Raw genomic sequence first — 17,856 nt, 5'->3', positions numbered from 1 at the left:
TGAACTTACCCGGTTTTGTCCGAAATCCGGCGTGTCATCGGCGTTGCCCGTGAAGATCGTGATAGTTGCCCCCGGCCCGTGTGAACAAGCTCAAGCCCGCTTCAGCCTGAATCCTTTCGCCCGCCCGGTGCCTCTTACTCCCGAAATCGCCCCCCGATGAAGGAGCACCTCATGACCTGGATCATCGTCGCCGCGGCCGTCGCGGTCCTGCTGCTGGGCACCTGCAGCGTGGTCGTCCTCCGCCGGAGGCACGCTGGCTAGCCGGCCTTCTTGACCATTTCGACCAGGGCGCTCAGGCCGTCGGCGCCGTACCCGGCGGCGTCGGCGCGGGCGAACAGCGCGGCCACGGCCCCCGGCACCGTCACGTCGAGTCCGGCCTCGGTGAACGCCTGCACCATGTGCTCGGAGCCGACGGCCTGCATGTGCAGGTTGTTCTCGGCGCCGGGGTGTTCACCGGATTCCAGTTCCGCGGTCAGGATGCGCAGGAAGCCCATCGAGCCGTCCTCGGTCAGGTCCTTCAGCATCGTCGCGGCGTACGGGCGCAGCTGTTCGGCGCCGCCGACCAGGCTCGCCGAGTAGAAGTAGCTGATCAACGTGGTCCAGAAGATGTTCAGCATGGCCTGGTAGTAGAGCATGGCCTGTCCGGGGTCGGTGCCGACGTGGTCGGCCCGGCCCAGCACCTCCAGCGTCGCCTGGTGCGCGGCGATCGCTTCCGCCGGTCCGGCGTAGAACACGTACGAACCGGGCTGCCCGATCCCCGGGGGCGGCACCATGATGCCGCCGGTCACCAGCGTCCCGCCGCGCTCGGCCACCCATTCGGTCGCCTGCCGCAACCGCTCGGGGCTGTCCGAGCTGAGGTTGAACAGGACCCGCCCGTTCAGGTCCGCGTCGGCCAGCGACTCGAACATCGCCGCGTAGTCGACCTGGCTGATCACCACCACCTTGCTCGCGGCCACTGCCTCGGCCGCGGTCGCCGCCGGTACCGCCCCCAGCCCGTCCGCCTTGCCCGGCGTCCGGTTCCAGACCGTGGTCGGATGGCCCGCGGCGACGAACGTGCGGGCCATCGTGGACCCCATCGAGCCGAGCCCGATCACTGTCACTGCTTCACGTGAACTCATACGGCCGATGCTCGAAGAACGCGCTACGGGTTTACTACGGGTATGTACTTCGGGGTGCTCGGTCCGCTGCTCGTGCGGACGGACACCGGCGTACCGGTCGCCGTACCGGACACGAAGGTCCGGACCCTGCTCCTCGACCTGCTGGCGAACCAGGGCCGGCCGGTCAGCGCGGACCGGTTGATCGACGACCTGTGGGGCACCCGTCCGCCCCGCAACGCGACCGGCACGCTGCAGGCCCGCGTGTCCCAGTTGCGCACCGCACTGGAACGCGCGGAGCCCGGTGCGCGCAGCCTGGTGCAGCACGGGCCGGCGGGGTACACGCTGACCGCGGAGGTTGTCGACAGCAACGTCTTCGAGCAGTACGTGCGGACCGGCCGGCTGAGCGACGCGCTCGAACTGTGGCGCGGGCAGCCGTACGCCGACGTACCTGACCACGAGTTCGCCCGTCCGGCCCGAGAGCACCTGGAGGACCTCTACCTGACGGCGATCGAGCACGGCGACGACGTACTCCAGCAGACAACCGCACTGCTCCAGCAGCGGCCGCTCGACGAGCGTCTGCACGCGGTACACCTCAAGGCTCTCTACCGCGCCGGTCGGCAGCATGAGGCTCTGGAGAAGTACGCCGAACTCCGCGATGCGCTGGCCGAAGAGCTGGGCGCCGACGTCAGCCCTGCGCTTGCCGAGCTGCACCAGGCGATCCTGCGCCACGACCCGTCCCTCCGCCGCACGGCTACTCTCCCGGAGCCGCTGAACGACCTGATCGGCCGGGACGAGACGCTGGCCGAGGCACACCAGCAGCTGGCTGCCAACCGACTGGTCACCCTGGTCGGCCCGGGCGGCGTCGGGAAGACCCGGCTGGCGCTCGAGCTCGGCTCACCCAACGCCCACCTGGTGGAACTCGCTCCGCTACGGCAAGACGACGTACTGGACGCTTTAGCCACGGCACTGGGTCTCCGCGACGAGTCGAGCGACCTCCTCCCGCGGCTGCTCGATTCACTCAGCACGAGGCAGCTCCTGCTCATCCTCGACAACTGCGAGCACCTGGACCTGGCAGACCTCGTACGCCGGTTGCTCGCGGCAGCTCCTGGTCTGCGTGTACTCGCAACCAGCCGGGAGCCGCTGGGGCTCACCGGCGAGCGAGTACTCGACGTACCGCCTCTGAGCGCAGCAGCCTCAGTTGAGCTCTTCCAGACCCGGGCGGGTGTCACCGACGACGTGACGGCGATCTGCGAGCGGCTCGACGGCATCCCGCTCGCGCTGGAGCTGGCTGCGACTCGTGTCCGTGCGTTGGGCGTCCAGGGGCTCGCGGAACGGCTGGACGACCGCTTCCGGTTGCTGGCCGGCGCCAAGGGCGGACCGGAGCGGCAGCGGACGCTCCGGGCGACGATCGACTGGAGCTGGGACCTGCTGGACGACGAGGAGCGCCGGATGCTCCGGCGGCTCGCGGTCCACGCCGGCTCGTTCTCACTGGAGGCGGCGACCCAGGTGAGCGAGCTGCCCGAGCACCTCCTGCTGGCGCTTGTCGACAAGTCGCTCGTGGTGGCTAGCGCCGGGCGGTACCGCCTGCTCGAATCAGTAGCGGCGTACAGCCTCGAGAAGCTGGTCGAGGCCGGTGAGCAGGCAGACCTCAGGCACAGGCACGCCGACTACTACCTCGCCCTTGCGCGGAAGGCCGACCTGCACGGCCCGGGGCAGCGGGAGTGGCTCCGACGGCTGGATCTGGAGGCGGCGAACTTCCGGGCCGCCCCGCTGTCGCTGGAACTCGCGACAGCGCTCGCTTGGTACTGGTACCTGCGCGGGCGCCATGGCGAAGCACGCCGTAAGCTCGCGGCCGCTCTCGCGCTGCCCGACCAGCAGCCGGAGCTTCGTGCGCAGGCGATGGTCTGGCTGGCAGGCATGTTGGCGACCGATGCCCAGGGCACCGATGTCGCGGCGGCCGGCGAGGAGGCGCTGCGGGCCGTGGGGGACGACCCGCACGCGCTCTGGTTCCTGACCATGACCCGCTGGGCGTACGGCGACGCGACCGTGCTGTTCCCCCGGATCGACCGGGCGATCGAGGCGTTCACCGAACGCGGCGACCAGTGGGGGCTCGCGGCCGCGCTCAGCACCCGCGCCCAGCTGAACATCGTGCGCGCGGACCTTCCAGCCATGCGCCGCGACAGTCTGCGCAGCCTCGAACTCTTCGACGCGCTCGACGACGACTGGGGCCGGTTGCAGGCGACGTACGCGCTGATCGTCGCCGCGGAGATCAGTGGGGACTATCCGACCGCTACGGCGTACCTGGAGGACGCGATCCAGCACGCGGAGGATCTCGGGCTGTGGACGGAGGTGTCCTTCCGGACCGCTGGGTTGGGCCGGATTGCTCTGCTGACCGGCGACCTCGCGCGTGCGGACGAGCTGCACGAGCAGGCGAGGCGGCTGGCGGTCGAGCAGTCGAACAAGTCGGCCGAGGAGTACGCCGAGGTCGGCCTCGGCCTGTCCGCGCGACGCCAGGGCCGGCTCGACGACGCCGAACGGTACTTCACGAAGTGGCTCGACTGGCTGACCCAGATCGGCGGCACACCCGGCATCGCGTTCATCAGCAACCAACTCGGCTTCATCGCCGAACAACGCGGCGACTACGCCACAGCCCGCACCCTCCACGAACGCGGCCTAGAACTCGCCCAGCAAATCGGCGACCAACGCGCCATAGCCCTCGCCCTGGAAGGCCTGGCCGGCGCGTCAGAGCCCCCACTCCTCGCCCTACTAACCAAAGCAACAGCCCTACGCCAGCAACTAGGCACCCCACTCCCACCCGCCGAACGCTTCGACGTGGAACGAATCCAGGCCAGGGTCCCACCGCCCTGACCGAACTCAGACCATGTCCGCAGCCGTGTAGTGACGCACCCGGCCATCGACTGATGTGCCGCCGCTCCGTGTCCAGAATGCCTGCTCCAGATCCGGGTGTGCGGGCGGAAGGTACGCCACCTTGCCGACGAGAGCGTGCAGGTCACGAGGAGTCGGACCGCCTTCGCGCCACTTGACCTCGCCGAGAAGCCGGGTCTGCCCGTCAAGGAGTCCGAGAACGTCTACTTCGGCGACCTCATCACGCCACCACCTTCCGACTGTCGTACCTGCCGGAAGTTCGCCTGCCTGGACAAGCCGGATGGCGTGATCCCGCGCGGCTTCCTCGAACACGCGGGCGAGGTGAGACTGCCAACGACCCTGCACCCGTTGCTGAACCGCCTCCCCCTGGCCACCTTCGACAAGATCGGCGTCATCCCGCAGGACCGCGAACCAGTAGGCCAGGTAGGGGTCGGCGATCTCGTACAGGGGGTCCGCGCTCGACGCCGCGCCGAGCGGGCGCGTCGCCCGCACGTATCCGGCCCGGCGCAGTCGGTCGAGGGTGTAGTCGATTCGCTGCTGCGCACGACTCGCGATCCGCGATCTCCGCCGTACGCCCGATCCGAGGGCGGCGAGAACGCGTTCGTAGCCACCGCGCCAGTCGAGATCCTCACTCAGGATGTCCATCGCGTCCCGCAGAAGCATCCCGCCGGGTTCGAAGGCCAACCGACGCAGGTTCGCCGCCGGCTTCAACTCAGGCTGCCACCGCTGGAGATGCAGTGGATATCCGCCGCAGGCCGCATAGGCCTGAACATAGTCGGCAGCAGGCAACTGTGGTTGAAACGCTCGTGCGTCGACGAACGAGAACGGATCAAGGCGACGCTCGATCGTCGGACGACGGTGTAGTCCGCCGTCCGGTCCCAGCATCTGCTCCATGACCGAGACCGCCGAGCCACTCAGCGCGAGCAGGATACGGCTGCCGCTGGACCGGCCTTCCCAGACCGCGGACAGCAGGTCGGCGAAGTCGGGACGCCCGGCAAGCAACCGCGGGACCTCGTCGAGTACCACCAGCAACGGGTCGTCGACCGAGATCCGAAGCACGAAGCGAAGGGCGGCCTCCCAGTCGGTGAAGCCGCCGCCCATCAGATCCGCCGTGTCCTCGCCCAACTGCTCGCCGACGGCGGCGGCGAACCGTGCGACCTGCCGCTCCTCGCTGTCCTGCCGGGTCGCTGTGAAGTACACCGTGCGCTTGCCGTCGGCGAAATGTGTCAGCAGGTAGGTCTTGCCCACCCGGCGCCTGCCCCACAGCGCCACCAGTTGAGGTTCGCCGCGCCGAGCCCGGTTCCAGGCGCGTTCCAGTTCGCCCAGCTCGGCGCGGCGACCCACGATGGCGTCCACTGCATCTCCCTAGATCTTCGTAGTACAAATTAGTTGTATCACAACCAGCTTGTACTATCGTTCTAGTGAGAGTCCCACTACATCTGGTTACGATCTGCCGAGCCAGGTGTTGACCTTTGACTCGTTGGACTTGACCCACTTCTCGGCGGCCTGGTCGGGGGTCAGTTTGTCGACGGCGATCATCCGGGCCACGGCGTTCTGGTCTTCGTTGGTCCACTGGAAGTTCTTGACCAGGTCGTACGCCGGGCTGCCGGAGTCGGCGAACTTCTTCGAGACAATTTTGTCGAGGTCGTACGGCGGGTAGTCGCAGGCGATCTTCGCCGGGACCGCGTCGCAGCCGGCCTTGTATGCGGGCAGGTTGACCTTCACGAGCTTGATCTCGTTGAAGAACCACTGCGGCTCGTAGAAGTACGCGAGCAACGGCCGCTTGTTCTTCTCCGCGTCGCGGAACGCCTGGATCAGCGCGGTCTCGCTGCCGCTCTGCACGACCTTGTAGTTCAGCGCCAGGTTCTTCACCAGCGCCTCGTCGTTCGTCACGTACGACGGGTCGCCGTCGAGCAGCTGCCCCTTGCCGCCGGACTCCGACGTCTTGAAGAGCGCGGCGTACTTGTTGAGGTTCTTGTAGTCGGTGATGTCCGGGTACTTGGCGGCCATCCACGGCGGCACGTACCAGCCGATCACGCCCTTGACCCCGGTGGACCCGGCCTCGACCGCGACCTTGTCGGTCTCGATGTACTTCTTCTTCAGGTCCTCGTGGCCCCAGTTCTCCAGGTTCACGTCCACCTCGCCGGTGGCGAACCCCTGCCAGGCGATCTCCTCCTTGAGGTTCTTCTTCACCACCTTGCAGCCGAGGTCCTTGGTCGCGACGTACGCGACCACGGCGGCGTTCGCCTCGTACCCGACCCACGGGCTCACGGTCAGGTTGAAGGTGCCGCACTCCTTACCGGCGCTCGGCTGCGGCTGTGAGCCGACCTTCTCGCCGCCGCACCCTGCGACCGCGAGCGCGACCGCCGTCAGCACACCGGCGTACCGGAGCTTCTTCACCGCTTGTCTCCTCTACCTTGGACACCCTGGAAATTCTGAGTACGCCGGGCAGCTGCCTGCGTGATGCGGTCGAGCATGACGCCCAGCAGGACGATAGCGAGCCCGGCGGCCAGCCCCTTGCCGTACAGCTCGCTCTGCGCGAAGCCCGCGACCACGTCGTACCCGAGAGCGCCCGCACCGACCAAGCCACCACAGACCACCATCGACAACACGTAGATCAGCCCTTGGTTCACCGCGAGCGTGATCGCCCGCCGCGCCACCGGCAGCTGCACCTTGCTGATCACCTGCCAGGTGCTCGACCCGACCGAGTTCGCCGCCTCCACAGTCACGACCGGCACCGCCTTGATGCCGTCCGCAACGATCTTGGTGGTCACCGGTACGGCGAACACCACCGCGGCCGCGATCGCGGTGAACCGGCTGGTCCCGAACAACGCCAGGAACGGCACCAGGTACACGAACGGCGGCATCGTCTGCCCCGCGTCGAGCACCGGCCGGATCCAGATGTCGACCCGGTGGTTCCGCCCGGCCCACACACCGAGCGCGAGGCCGACGGCCACGACCACGACGGTCGCGAGCAACGTCGACGCCAGCGTGACCATGCTGTCCTGCCACACGCCGGTCGCGACCAGCAACCCCAGGCAGACCGCCGCCGGCACGGCACCTCGCCAGCCGCCGAGCAGAAAAGCCAGCGCGACGACGACCGCGCTGACGAGCCACCAGGGCGACCCGGTCAGGAGCCCTTCGAGCGGGTTCAGGAGGCCGATGGTGACCGCGTCCCGCACGCCGTACGTGAACCCGCCGAACACGTCCTGCACCCACGCGGTCACGTCGGACGCGACCACGGCGATCCGCGAACCGACGTTCACGTCCGAGGGGAACTCGGCCGCCCACACGTACGTGCGCGAGAACCAGACCGCCACGAGCACCGCGACGGCACCCGCGCCGAGGAGCACCTTGCGCCGCACGCTCGCCGTACGCCACGGCCGGTCGCCCGCTGCGGTCGTCACACGGTCGAGGACGATCGCGATCACCACGATCGCGAGCCCGGCGTTGAATGCGACGCCGACGTCGAGCGTCTGCAGCGCCTTCAGCACGGTCTGGCCGAGGCCGGGCGCGTCGATCAGCGCGGCCACGGTCACCATCGACAGCGCCGCCATGATGGTCTGGTTGATGCCGACGACAACGGTCGACCGGGACATCGGCAGCAGGACCTTCAGCAAGGTCTGGCCGCGGGTCGAGCCGAGCGAGCGCGCGGCCTCGACACTCTCCGGCGGCACCGAGCGGATCGCGTGCGCAGTCAGCCGGACCGCGGGCGGCGCCGCGTAGATCAAGGTGGCGATCGTCGCCGCGGCCGGGCCGATCGCGAAGAACAGCGTGAGCGGCGCGAGGTACACGAACGTGGGCAGCGTCTGCATCAGGTCGAGCGCCAGCGTCGCGACCCGGAACGCCCGGTTCGACAGGCCGGCCCAGATACCGAGCGGGATCGCGACCAGCAACGACAGCAGCACAGCCGCGACGGTCAGCGCGAGCGTGTCCATGCTCTCCTGCCACAACCCCTGCAACCCGACGAAGCCGAGCCCGGCGGCCGTCAGTACGGCGACCTTCCAGTTGCCGAACGCCCACGCGCAGTACGCCGCGATCGCGACCACGCCGAGCCACCCGATCACCGGGACCGGACGGTCGAACGACGGTTGCGAGATGAGGTTCTGCAGCAGGACGACGAAGTGGTCGACGACGATCCGGATCGCATCGAAGAACGCGTTGCCCTGGCCGACGTCGTCGCGGTGCTCGGTCAGCCAGCGATGCAGCGAGGTGGTCTCCTGCCCGCCGAGGACGAGCGTGTCGATCCCGCGCAGGACGAAGTACGCCGCGACCCACACGACGAGCAGTACGCCGACGACCACGCTCCGCCGAGGCCGGCGTACCTCGACTTCCAGGTCACTCGTGATGGCGGCCATCAGTTGTCCGCGACGACGGCGAGGATCTCCTCGTCACCGATCACACCGAGCAGCGTGCCGTTCGAGACGACCTTGACCGGCCGGTCGGCCTCCAGCACCAGGCGGGTCGCCTCGCGGACCAGAACGTCCGGACCGAGCTCGGGTCCGTCCAGCGGCTCGCCGTCGCGCGGCCGCCGGGCGATCCAGCGCAGGGTGAGTACGTCGGCGCGCTGGACGTCGCGGACGAACTCGCGCACGTAGTCGTCGGCCGGCGCCCCGACCAGCTCGTCGCCGGTGCCGAGCTGGACCGCGGCGCCGTCCCGCATCAACAGGATCCGGTCGCCCAGCTTCAGGGCCTCGGACAGGTCGTGGGTGATGAACACCATCGTCTTGCCGACCTCGCGATGCAGCCGCACCACCTCGGTCTGCATCTCACGCCGGATCAGCGGGTCGAGCGCGGAGAACGGCTCGTCGAAGAGCAGTACGTCGGGATCGTTGGCGAGCGCCCGCGCCAGGCCGACGCGCTGCTGCATGCCGCCGGACAGCTGCTCGGGGTACAGGTGCTCGTTGCCGGCCAGACCGACCAGATCGATGACCTCCTGGGCACGGCGCCGCCGGTCCGGTTTGCTCTCGCCGCGGATCTCCAGGCCGTACGAGACGTTGTCGATCACCTTGCGGTGCGGGAGCAGCCCGAAGTGCTGGAACACCATCGAGAACTTGCTCCGCCGCAGTGCGCGCAGCCGCTTCTCGTCGGCCGCGCGCAGGTCCTCGCCCTCGAACACCAGCCGCCCCGCTGTCGGCTCGATCAGCCGCGTCAGGCACCGGACCAGCGTGGACTTCCCCGAACCGGACAGCCCCATCACGACGAACACCTCACCGGGTGCGACGTCGAAGCTCAGATCGCGAACAGCCGCCGTACAGCCGGTCTTCGCGTACAGGTCCGCCCGGTCGAGCCCCGCAAGCTCCGGCCGGTGCGGGACCCGCTGGGCCTTCGGTCCGAACACTTTCCACAGGCCCTGCACGGACAGCAGCGCGTCAGAATCCTGGATGTCGGGGTATTCGAGCTGAGCGGTCACTTGTAAACCCTCGCATCCCCGCTGGCAGACACAACGTGAACCGGGACTCTACCCAACCTCCAGTTCGCCGAAGCCCCTACCGTCCGCAAGACTGACCAGACGGATCGCGAGGAGGCTGATATGCCCGACGAGGAGACCACGAAGCCCGACGAGCCCACTCCGCCTGGTGTGCGCGCACAGATCCTGTCCACGGAGCACTGGAGCCTGCTGGCCACCCGGAGTCTGGCGTGGAGTGAGAGCTTCAGCCGTGCCAGCTGGTTCGTCACGGTAGTTTCGGCGGCGGTTGTCGCCCTCGCACTCGTCGCGGACAGCACCGACTTCGGGGCCGGCTTCCGGGTCTTCGCGCTGCTGATCATCCCGGTGCTGGTGATCATCGGGATCGCGACGGTGATCCGGCTCGTCCAGCTCAACGCCGAGGACGTCGAGGTGGTGGCCGGGATGAACCGGCTCCGGCGCGGCTACCTGGACATCGCGCCCGAGCTCGAGAAGTACTTCGTCACCGGGCACGGGGAGGACATCGCCGGAGTGATGCGGACGTACGGCGCCCGGCGGACGCGGGTCCCGGCCACGCAGTACCTGTCGAGCATCGCACTGCTCGTGAGCGTGATCGTCGCCGTTCTGGTGGGCGCCCTGGCGGGGATCGTAGCCGGGGCGCTGGGCAGCGCACTCGTGGTGTCGCTCGTCGTGGGGCTCGTCACGGGCCTCGCCGCCCTAGCACTCGTCGTACTGCTCGTCGTCCGTCACGTCCGCCGGACCTGGGCAGCGCGGAACTGATCCAAAGGGCTGATCCAAGGGGCCGGCCTCAGGGCTGGTACGGCGGCGCCTCGCCCCAGCCCCAGTGCGGAACAGGGGCCTTCGGCGGCGGGGTCGCACCGGCCTGGGAGTTCGCCAGCGCGATGCGCGTGCCCCACTCGACGTACGCGACGAACGCGGACCGGAACTCGGGGTCGTCCGGAAGGCCGGCGGGGTCGGCGCTGCTCGCGATCAGGGCGGCCCAGCGCGACCGCTGTTCCTCGGTCAGCTTCAGGTTCAGGTGGTGCGACAGCATCGCCGGGTAGCCGCCGAGCTCGTCGGTGTACCGGCTGTGGCCGCGGAACACCTCGCCGAGCCAGATCGCCACGTGCTCGCGGTGGTTCTCGCTCATGTGCGCGAAGACGGGTGCGAGGATCGGGTCCTCGAGCACTCGGTGGTAGAACACCTCGGTCAGCCGGCGCAGCGCCTCGTGCCCGCCGGCCCACTCGTACAACGTCGGAGTAGTCACGTAATCATGTAATCACACGAACAGGGCCGCGGACACCGCCGCGAGTTCGTCCTCGATCCGGGTATCGCCGTCTGCGGTGAACCACAGCACGTTCTGCAGGATCCGCCCCGCCGTCCAGCCGAGCGCACGATCCCGGTCGATGCCGGTCACCTCGAGCATCAGGTCGAACCGGTCGCGGATCGCTTGCGAGAGGTCGCCGGTCGCCACCAGGTCGTCCCAGCGGTTCCACACCGCCGGCATGAGTTCGAAGGCCGGGTCACCGGCCAGCGGCTTCGGGTCGATCACCAACCACGGCTGCCGCCTGGCAGCCATCACGTTGTAGTAGTGCAGGTCCCAGTGCAGGAGGCGGTCCCCGGGTTCCGGCAGCAGCTCGGTCACCTGCGCGACGAACCGCCAGGCCAGCGCCTGCTCGGCCGGATCGGACAGGCGAGGGATCAGCCGCGGTGCGTCCTCGATCATTCCGGCGGCGATGTCGGAGAGGTGGCGGATGCCGGGCGGGGCGGGGACGACCATCAGGTGGGTCAGCAGCTCGGCGAGGATCCGGGTCGCCTCGACGTCGTCCGGCAGATCGTCGAGGGTCCGGGGCTCGAGGCGTTCCAGCAGCAGCGTCGACGTCTCCGGGTCGTCCTCGTACACCTCGACGACGTCGTCGTGGTTCCAGGTCCGCAGCGCGAGCGCCTCGCTCTCGGACTCGTCGTTGACGCTCTGCAGTTTGAGCATCGCCGCGGTCCCGTCCCGCCGTACGACGGGGAGGATGAGCGAAGCCTCACCGCTCAACGGGTCCCCGGAAACGGTCAGCTGCCACTCGTCGACGTACCGCTCGACCGCCCCGGGCAGCCCGGCCAGCCAGTCGGGCGCACTCTCCTTGTGATTCCGGACAAGCTTCGCGGGAATCTCGATCACCCTCGGCACAGTAGGTGATTCGAGCTCGATGCGCCCCGATTTTCGTAGACTGGCGGCATGGCCGACGAACTGGACATCGAGCAGCGCTGGCCCGAGCTGTTCGCCCCGCTCGACGACAACCAGTGACGTGCCGTCGTGCAATCACTCGCGAACATCTGGCACGAAGGCTGGGAACCGAACCGAGCGGACGTCGAGAACCTCGTCGACCGCGCCCGCGGCCTGATCGATGATGACGAGTACCTCCGCCGAGCCCACGCCGCCGCTCGCCGGAGTTGAAGGAGGCCCGCCGGGTCGCCGGGCTCGATCCGAGCGAGGCGCCGACCCGGACCACCCAACCGGGAAGCAGCACCGCTGCCCGGCGCGGGAGCTCGTCCCGGGGGCGCCCCGGGCAGTCTCCCGAGCTGGGCTGAGGACGGGTCGCCAGTAGGCGCTTCGCCAGAGTTGTGCTTGGGTTCTGCCGTGGAGAGCAGGCTTCGGCGGGTTCAGCGGATCGTGACGGCGATTTACCTCGGGATCCCGGTAGCGCTGCTGGTGGTGGTCGCGTTGATCGCGGTGACCGGCTCGCCGGCGGCGTGGATCGGGTGTGTCGTGCCGGTCGCGATGCTGGTGACCGGGTTCGTGTTGCGGCGGCGGCATCGGCATCAGCCGCGGTGGTGGCTCGGCGTTGCTGGGTTGTTCGGCGGTCTGACCGGGCTGATGGTGACGCTGTTTCCGTTGGCGGTCGGGGTCTGGTGGCCGGCGATTCTTGCGCTGCCCGGTCTGATCCTCGGGATCATCGGGGGACTGGCGCTGGCGCGGGCGGCCGACCGTGCGCTGCTGGTCCCGTTCGTGCCCGAGCTCGCGGGTACGCCGTACGAACTGGTCTTCCGGCTCCGTGGCATCCCGCTCGCCGCTGTCCTTGTCGGGGCGGACTCGGTCACCGTCCAGTCGCACCCGGTGCCGCGCGCCGATCATCAGTTCCGCACGTATCCACTGACCGCGATCACCGGCACGTACGAGTTCTCGCTCTCCGGTTCGGAGCGGCTGAAGTTCCCGATCGCCGTGACGCATGCGGTCGCCAGCCAGGGCCCGGCCGTGATTCTGCAGGCGAACGGCGAGGACTGGGTCCTCCCCACCAACCAGGCCGGCACGCTGATCGACGTACTGACCGAGCGCCGCGGTGGTTGAGGTCTAGGCAGGTACGTCGCCGGGTGTCACTCTGCTGATATGTGGGGGCACAGAGTGGTTGCGGCGCTTCTGGCGTCGGCAGTGGTGGGGACTGGGATCACAGCAGCTGAAGCTGCGGTGGACCCAAAATTGACGGTCACGAGCGTGACAGCTGACCGAACGACGATCGCGGTATCCGGGCTGAACACCGTCCCGGTGAAGTTGACCGTCGCCGCGAAATACAACACGACGAGCCCGGACGACGAGAATCTGGTCCTGCTCGTCTACATCAAGCGGATCAGCGGGACCGGCCCGATGACCGAGCTCCTGTCGACAGATCTGCCACGAACCTCGGGCACGGTGCAGAACGGCGTCTGGTCCGGCCCGGTGTACATCCCGTCGACAGCGAACGGGACCTACAAGGTGTACGGCGTCTCGTACGGCCCGTTCTTCACCTGGCAGGCGGGCGGGATGCTGCCTGACCCGACCCCGGTCGACGGTCCGACGCTGACCATCACCGGCACGCACCAGCCGAAGATCACCGCCAAGGTGACGCCGCCGGTGGTGCCGTTCGGCCCGAACTACACGATCACCTGGGCGATCACCGACCGCACGACCGGCAAGCCGTACGGCACCCGCCTCCGGGCCATGCTCGGCGTCGACAACCAGTGCGCCGAGGAAGCCGGCGGGATCAACGTGCTGACGACGACCGGCGGCCTGATCTCCTACTCGTACCCGTCCAGTGCCGGCGAGTCGATCAACTGCCTGCGGATCAAGAGCACCCCGCTCGACATCACCGGTCTCGGTCTCGCCGTCATCCGGCCCGGCGTCGTGTCGGCCGTGCCGTCGAAGACGAGCGCGCCCGTCGGCACGATCGTGCCGGTCAACGGCAGCGTGCTCGGCCCGGCGGCCTTCTGCCCGGTCGTCCTCCAGCGGCTGTACGGCGCCTCGCAGTGGCGCGGTGTCAGCACCGCGAAGACGCGCCAGAGCGGACGCTTCACGGTGTCCGCGCAACCGGCGTACAAGGGTCTGATCCCGTACCGCGTCTACTTCCCGAAGTGCAACCGCTACCTGGCCGGTGTCAGCCGGGTGTTCTACATCCGAGGGCTCTAGGAAGACTGCTGGCGGGCGGTCTCAGCCTTCTCCGCCTGCCAGCCGTCCTCGTTCTTGCCGAGCCGCCAGTAGCCGGACAACGAAACGCGGTCCCGGCCGAGTCCACGGTCCTGGAACAGGTTCTTGCGGATCCGGAAGACGAATCCGGCCTCGCCGTGCACGAACACGTGCGGCGTACCGTCCGGGAAGTCGAGGGCCTCGACGGCCGCGACCAGTCCGTCACCGCGCTCGCCGTCAGCGGTCGCGCGGTGGAACCACCGTACGTCGGTCTCGCCCGAGCCGCCGAACTTCTGCTCCTCGGTCTCGTCCGCCACCTCGACCAGAACCGTCGCGCGCGCACCCGGCGGCAACTGCTCGACCGCGGCGCCGATGGCCGGCAGTGCGCTCTCGTCACCCACGAGCAGGTGCCAGTCGGCCGCCTCGTCCGGCGAGTACGCACCGCCGGGGCCGTTGAACCACAGCACGTCACCCGGTTGCGCGGACGCCGCCCACGGACCCGCGACGCCCTCGTCACCGTGGTGGACGAAGTCGATGGTCAGCTCCCGCGTCGCCTCGTCCCAACTGCGGACGGTGTAGGTCCGCATGGTCGGCCAGTGCTCGGCCGGGTACGTCTCCCGCACCACGCCCATGTCCAGCGGCTCCGGGTACTCGACGCCGTCCTTGCAGAACAGCAGCTTCACGTAATGGTCGGTGAAGCCGTTGTCGGCGAAGTCGTCGGAGCTGAGCACGACCCGGATCATGTGCGGGGTGATCCGCTCGGTCCTCAGGACGACGGCGCGCTTGCAGACGCGATTACGGCGGGGTGCGGGGCTGGTCACGCGACCACGGTCCTCTCGGGCGGGTAAGTTAGGTGAACCTAAGTAAGCCTAACCCACCCGCCCCAAGGCTCAGGTCCCGCGGACGTAGAGCACCTTGCTGACGCCGGCCTGGTAGTTGCGGCACCTGGGGAAGGAGACCCGGTACGGGATGGTCCCCTTGTACGCCGGTTGCGCGTTGACCGTGAACCGGCCGGACTGCCGCACCGTCGCGGAGTTGACGGTCCGCCATTGAGTGGCGCCGTACAGCCGCTGGAGGTGCACCGGGCAGCTGTAGGGCGGGCCCTGGACCGACCCGTTGACCGGAACGAGCGTGCCGACCGGTGCGCTGGGCTTCGACGGAGCCGCGGACACGATGCCCGGACGGGCCGGGACGAACGAGAGCCACCCGATCGCGTCCGGAGTGCCCGGGAGCAGCAGGCAGGTGATGGGTGCCATCGACACACCTGGGTACGCCTTCGTCACGACGCCGTTGGTGTCGGTCAGGTTCGTGGAGCGCGGACCGAAGTACTCGACGCAACTGCTGTTCGTGCCGAGGAACACCCGGACCCGGGTGCCGTAGGGCTTGCCGGTCTGCGCGTCGCTGACTGCCCACTTGATCGAGTACGGCTGGTTGAACGGCACGACCTTCGGCGTGACCACGGCGGTGATCTTGGGTTGGTGCGTCCCGGTCACCGCGATGGACGGGCCGGCGTACGGCGTCACGTCGTAGATCGGCGGGCTGGGCGGGAAGAAAGGCCCCGTGACCAGCCCGATGACCTTGAATGTGCCGTTCGCCGTCGACGGGACGTTCAGCGGTCCGCTCCAGGTGCCCGCCGCCTCGTTGCGCACCAGATTGGTGGACAGCATCTGCGACAGTTGGCCGGAGCCGCCGGTACGTTCGAGGATCACGTTCACCGGGGTGTTCGCGTTGGCGTCGTACTTTCCCTTGACCGTCACCATGATCGGGGCCGTGTTCAGTCCGCTGACGGCGACGCTGGTCTTGTTCAAGGTCACGGACTCGATGTGCAGATCAGGATCCGGCGCGGCCTGCGCGACCAGCGGTGAGGCCATCAGAGGTGTCGCGAGCAGGGCGGCCAGCACGCGTCGCATGGGTCAGGTCCCCTTGATGTAGAAGGCCTTGCTGACGCCGGCCTGGTAGTTGTAGCACTTCGGGAAGTAGACGCGGTACGGGATCAGACCCTTGTACGCCGGCTGCGCGTTGAGCGTGAACTTTCCGCTGTACGACCGGATGTTGCCCGCGGGGCTGACCGTCTTCCACTGCGTGGCGCCGTACAGCCGCTGCAGGTACACCTTGCACGCGGACGGTGCTCCTGCGACGACGCCGTTCACCGGCACGATCGTGCCGACCGGTGCGCTGGTCTTCGACGGTGTCGCGGTCACGATGCCGGGCCGCGCGACGACGAGTCCCTGACCGTCGATCGACGCCGGGTTTCCGGGCAGGATGAGGCAGTTGACCCATTCGGCGTCCGACGCCGCGTAGGACTTGGTGACCACGCCGCTGGTGCTGGTCAGGTGCGTGTAGCCGGGACCGAAGTTCTCGGCGCAGATGTTGTCGGTGCCGAGGACGACGCGGACCTTGCTGCCGTACGGCTTGCCGGTCTGCGCGTCGGTCACCGCCCAGGTGATCTTGAACCCGGAGCCGAACGGCACCACCTTCGGGGACACCGACGCGGTGATCTTCGGCTGATGCGTCCCGGTGACCGCGAGCGACGGGCCGGAGTACGGCGTCGGGTCCGTCATGCTCCCGCTGCCCGGGAAGAACGGGCCGGTCATCACGCCGGTCACCTTGAACGTGCCGTTCGCCGTCGACGGGACGTTCAGCGGTCCGGTCCAGGTGCCGGCCGCCGTGTTGCGAACCAGGTTCGTGGACCAGAGGACCCGCTGCCGGCCGGTGCCGCCGGTCCGTTCGAGGAGCACGTTCACCGGGACCTTCTCGTCGGTCGACGAGCCGGTGTCGAAGACGCCCTTGACCGTCACCGTGACCGGCGCGGTGTTGAGCCCGCTGACGGCGACGCTGGTCTTGTTCAGCGTGATCGAGTCGATCTTGAGGTCGGGATCAGGGGCGGCCTGGGCCGCGGCCGGGAAGAGGGCCAGCAGCAGCGGTGCCGCGAGCAGCGCAGCGAGAACTCGGTTTCGCTTCATCAGGTTCCTCGGATGTAGAACGTCTTGCTGACGCCCGCGGCGATGTTGTAGCAGGTCGGGAAGTAGACCCGGTACGGAATCAGGCCCTGGTACGACGGTTGCGCGTTGACCGTGAACCGCCCGGACTGCCGCACCGATGCCGAACTGACGGTCCGCCACTGCGAGGCGCCGTACAGCCGCTGCAGATGCACAGAGCAACTACCCACGCGGTAGACCGAACCGTTGACCGGGACAACGGTCCCGACCGGCGCACTGGTCTTCGACGGGACCGCCGACACGATCGCCGGGTGCGCGACGAACAGCCACTGGCCGACGATGTAGTACGGGTCGGCGTAGATGTGCGCGCAGTTCATCGCGCCGCCGTCGTACGCGGTGTACGACTTGGTGATCAGGCCGTTCGTCCCGGTCTTGTACATCGGGCTGCCGCCCTCGGCGCACGGCGTGTCGACACCGAGCCCGATCGGGATCTGGGTGCCGTACGGCTTGCCGGTCGCGGTGTTCGTGACCGCCCAGGTGATCGAGTACGGCTTGTCCCACGGCACCACCTTCGGATTCACCGAGGCGGTGATCTTCGGCAGGTTCGTGCCCTTCACCGTGATCGTCTGGCCCGAGTACGGCGTCGGGTCGACCGGGGTCCCCGGGTCCGGAGCGCCGTACGGACCGGTCATCACGCCGGTCACCTTGAACGTGCCGTTCGCGGTGGACGCGACGTTGAGCCGGCCGGTCCAGGTACCGTTCTGGACCGTCCCGGCGGTCAGCTTGAGATCGGCGGACACGATGCTGTCGCGCGGTCCGGTGCCGCCGGTGCGCTTCAGGACGACGTTCAGCACGACGCTGGTGTCCTCGCCGGAGTAGCCGCCCTTGACGGTGACGTTGATCGGGTAGGTGTTCAGCCCGGAGACCGCGACCGAGGTGCGGTCCAGGACGACCTGAGAGATCGTCAGGTCCGGATCCGGGTCGGCCTGCGCAGAACCGACCGGCAGCAGGCCGGCCAGGGGTACGGCGAGTAGCGCCGCGAGCACTCGTCCGATTCTCATGCACTGAGGGTGACAGCGGTACAGGCCGCTTCCAAGCATT

At 68.5% G+C, this 17,856-nt stretch carries 16 protein-coding genes; 5 read left to right on the top strand and 11 right to left on the bottom strand.

Going from position 1 to position 17,856, the window contains the following annotated elements; all coding sequences use genetic code 11:
* Positions 1 to 257: 257 nt before the first annotated feature.
* The gene (locus E0H50_RS03775; RefSeq protein ID WP_131284681.1) at positions 258 to 1,118 is read right to left on the bottom strand and encodes an imine reductase family protein; all 861 of its coding nucleotides are present in this window, start codon (positions 1,116 to 1,118) and stop codon (positions 258 to 260) included.
* Positions 1,119 to 1,160: 42 nt separating this feature from the next.
* Between E0H50_RS03775 and E0H50_RS03770 the strand changes: the two genes are divergently transcribed.
* Positions 1,161 to 3,965, top strand: a complete 2,805-nt coding sequence (locus tag E0H50_RS03770) for an AfsR/SARP family transcriptional regulator (RefSeq protein WP_131284679.1) — start codon at positions 1,161 to 1,163, stop codon at positions 3,963 to 3,965.
* Positions 3,966 to 3,971: 6 nt separating this feature from the next.
* Here E0H50_RS03770 and E0H50_RS03765 read toward each other — a convergent pair whose 3' ends face one another.
* The 4 genes from E0H50_RS03765 to E0H50_RS03750 form a co-directional block, all read right to left on the bottom strand.
* Positions 3,972 to 5,339, bottom strand: a complete 1,368-nt coding sequence (locus E0H50_RS03765) for an ATP-binding protein (RefSeq protein ID WP_131284677.1) — start codon at positions 5,337 to 5,339, stop codon at positions 3,972 to 3,974.
* A gap of 87 nt (positions 5,340 to 5,426) precedes the next feature.
* Positions 5,427 to 6,383: an ABC transporter substrate-binding protein gene (locus E0H50_RS03760; RefSeq protein WP_131284675.1), complete on the bottom strand. Its 957-nt coding sequence runs from the start codon at positions 6,381 to 6,383 to the stop codon at positions 5,427 to 5,429.
* Positions 6,380 to 8,341: an ABC transporter permease gene (locus E0H50_RS03755; RefSeq protein ID WP_131284673.1), complete on the bottom strand. Its 1,962-nt coding sequence runs from the start codon at positions 8,339 to 8,341 to the stop codon at positions 6,380 to 6,382. The genes E0H50_RS03760 and E0H50_RS03755 overlap by 4 nt, the downstream gene beginning before the upstream one ends.
* Positions 8,341 to 9,396, bottom strand: coding sequence for a quaternary amine ABC transporter ATP-binding protein (locus E0H50_RS03750; protein WP_131284671.1), 1,056 nt, complete (start codon positions 9,394 to 9,396; stop codon positions 8,341 to 8,343). The genes E0H50_RS03755 and E0H50_RS03750 overlap by 1 nt, the downstream gene beginning before the upstream one ends.
* 120 nt (positions 9,397 to 9,516) lie before the next feature.
* Between E0H50_RS03750 and E0H50_RS03745 the strand changes: the two genes are divergently transcribed.
* Positions 9,517 to 10,170, top strand: coding sequence for a hypothetical protein (locus tag E0H50_RS03745; RefSeq protein ID WP_131284669.1), 654 nt, complete (start codon positions 9,517 to 9,519; stop codon positions 10,168 to 10,170).
* Between the two features lie 28 nt (positions 10,171 to 10,198).
* Here E0H50_RS03745 and E0H50_RS03740 read toward each other — a convergent pair whose 3' ends face one another.
* Together E0H50_RS03740 and E0H50_RS03735 are read right to left on the bottom strand one after the other, a co-directional pair.
* Positions 10,199 to 10,657 (bottom strand): group II truncated hemoglobin, encoded by a 459-nt coding sequence (locus E0H50_RS03740; RefSeq protein ID WP_131284667.1) that lies wholly within the window; start codon positions 10,655 to 10,657, stop codon positions 10,199 to 10,201.
* Between the two features lie 12 nt (positions 10,658 to 10,669).
* Positions 10,670 to 11,590, bottom strand: coding sequence for an aminoglycoside phosphotransferase family protein (locus E0H50_RS03735; RefSeq protein ID WP_420323231.1), 921 nt, complete (start codon positions 11,588 to 11,590; stop codon positions 10,670 to 10,672).
* Positions 11,591 to 11,695: 105 nt separating this feature from the next.
* On the opposite strand from E0H50_RS03735, the gene E0H50_RS43365 reads away from it, so the two are divergent.
* The 3 genes from E0H50_RS43365 (at position 11,696) to E0H50_RS03720 (ending at position 13,819) form a co-directional block, all read left to right on the top strand.
* A complete protein-coding gene (locus E0H50_RS43365; RefSeq protein WP_202867992.1) occupies positions 11,696 to 11,836 on the top strand; it encodes an antitoxin VbhA family protein in 141 nt (46 codons plus the stop codon).
* Positions 11,837 to 12,052: 216 nt separating this feature from the next.
* Positions 12,053 to 12,727 carry a PrsW family intramembrane metalloprotease gene (locus E0H50_RS03725; RefSeq protein WP_131284664.1) on the top strand — a complete coding sequence of 225 codons (675 nt, stop codon included), beginning with the start codon at positions 12,053 to 12,055 and terminating at the stop codon, positions 12,725 to 12,727.
* Positions 12,728 to 12,871: 144 nt separating this feature from the next.
* Positions 12,872 to 13,819, top strand: a complete 948-nt coding sequence (locus E0H50_RS03720; protein WP_131284662.1) for a hypothetical protein — start codon at positions 12,872 to 12,874, stop codon at positions 13,817 to 13,819.
* Here the strand turns inward: E0H50_RS03720 and E0H50_RS03715 are convergent.
* The 4 genes from E0H50_RS03715 to E0H50_RS03700 form a co-directional block, all read right to left on the bottom strand.
* Entirely contained in the window at positions 13,816 to 14,637 is an 822-nt protein-coding gene (locus E0H50_RS03715) for a siderophore-interacting protein (protein WP_131284660.1), read from the bottom strand. The two genes, E0H50_RS03720 and E0H50_RS03715, sit on opposite strands and share 4 nt — an antisense overlap.
* A gap of 69 nt (positions 14,638 to 14,706) precedes the next feature.
* Complete coding sequence (locus tag E0H50_RS03710; protein WP_131284658.1) at positions 14,707 to 15,726, bottom strand: hypothetical protein; 1,020 nt, start codon at positions 15,724 to 15,726, stop codon at positions 14,707 to 14,709.
* 3 nt (positions 15,727 to 15,729) lie between these two features.
* Complete coding sequence (locus tag E0H50_RS03705; protein WP_131284656.1) at positions 15,730 to 16,779, bottom strand: hypothetical protein; 1,050 nt, start codon at positions 16,777 to 16,779, stop codon at positions 15,730 to 15,732.
* Entirely contained in the window at positions 16,779 to 17,816 is a 1,038-nt protein-coding gene (locus tag E0H50_RS03700; protein WP_131284654.1) for a hypothetical protein, read from the bottom strand. The genes E0H50_RS03705 and E0H50_RS03700 overlap by 1 nt, the downstream gene beginning before the upstream one ends.
* Positions 17,817 to 17,856: the final 40 nt, after the last annotated feature.

This window comes from Kribbella sindirgiensis, from assembly GCF_004331435.1.
GTDB classification, from domain to species: domain Bacteria; phylum Actinomycetota; class Actinomycetes; order Propionibacteriales; family Kribbellaceae; genus Kribbella; species Kribbella sindirgiensis.
Note: the sequence above shows the minus strand (reverse complement) of the source record. Positions and strands in the feature narration are given on the sequence as shown.